At 54.2% G+C, this 1,405-nt stretch carries 1 rRNA gene; it reads left to right on the top strand.

Features of this window, described 5'->3' with window-relative positions:
* Positions 1 to 1,391: ribosomal RNA gene (locus N521_RS00155) — 23S ribosomal RNA — on the top strand; the annotation flags it as partial.
* Positions 1,392 to 1,405 lie beyond the last annotated feature (14 nt).

Here is a 1,405-nt window from a genome sequence, read left to right as displayed (position 1 = left end):
AAATCCGTTTCCCGTGAAGGCTGAGCTGTGATGGCGAGCGAAATTTAGTAGCGAAGTTCCTGATTCCACACTGCCAAGAAAAGCCTCTAGCGAGGTGAGAGGTGCCCGTACCGCAAACCGACACAGGTAGGCGAGGAGAGAATCCTAAGGTGATCGAGAGAACTCTCGTTAAGGAACTCGGCAAAATGACCCCGTAACTTCGGGAGAAGGGGTGCTTCTTAGGGTGTTAAAGCCCCGAGAAGCCGCAGTGAATAGGCCCAGGCGACTGTTTAGCAAAAACACAGGTCTCTGCGAAGCCGTAAGGCGAAGTATAGGGGCTGACGCCTGCCCGGTGCTGGAAGGTTAAGAGGAGCGCTTAGCGTAAGCGAAGGTGCGAATTGAAGCCCCAGTAAACGGCGGCCGTAACTATAACGGTCCTAAGGTAGCGAAATTCCTTGTCGGGTAAGTTCCGACCCGCACGAAAGGCGCAACGATCTGGGCACTGTCTCAACGAGAGACTCGGTGAAATTATAGTACCTGTGAAGATGCAGGTTACCCGCGACAGGACGGAAAGACCCCGTGGAGCTTTACTGCAGCCTGATATTGAATGTTGGTACAGCTTGTACAGGATAGGTAGGAGCCTTGGAAACCGGAGCGCTAGCTTCGGTGGAGGCATCGGTGGGATACTACCCTGGCTGTATTGACCTTCTAACCCGCTGCCCTTATCGGGCAGGGAGACAGTGTCAGGTGGGCAGTTTGACTGGGGCGGTCGCCTCCTAAAATGTAACGGAGGCGCCCAAAGGTTCCCTCAGAATGGTTGGAAATCATTCGCAGAGTGTAAAGGCACAAGGGAGCTTGACTGCGAGACCTACAAGTCGAGCAGGGACGAAAGTCGGGCTTAGTGATCCGGTGGTTCCGCATGGAAGGGCCATCGCTCAACGGATAAAAGCTACCCCGGGGATAACAGGCTTATCTCCCCCAAGAGTCCACATCGACGGGGAGGTTTGGCACCTCGATGTCGGCTCATCGCATCCTGGGGCTGTAGTCGGTCCCAAGGGTTGGGCTGTTCGCCCATTAAAGCGGTACGCGAGCTGGGTTCAGAACGTCGTGAGACAGTTCGGTCCCTATCCGTCGCGGGCGCAGGAAATTTGAGAGGAGCTGTCCTTAGTACGAGAGGACCGGGATGGACGCACCGCTGGTGTACCAGTTGTTCTGCCAAGGGCATCGCTGGGTAGCTATGTGCGGACGGGATAAGTGCTGAAAGCATCTAAGCATGAAGCCCCCCTCAAGATGAGATTTCCCATTCCGCAAGGAAGTAAGATCCCTGAAAGATGATCAGGTTGATAGGTCTGAGGTGGAAGCGTGGTGACACGTGGAGCTGACAGATACTAATAGATCGAGGACTTAACCTATATTCTAATGTGAA

This window comes from Bacillus sp. UNC125MFCrub1.1, assembly GCF_000701305.1.
Lineage (GTDB): Bacteria > Bacillota > Bacilli > Bacillales > Bacillaceae > Bacillus > Bacillus altitudinis.
Note: the sequence above shows the minus strand (reverse complement) of the source record. Positions and strands in the feature narration are given on the sequence as shown.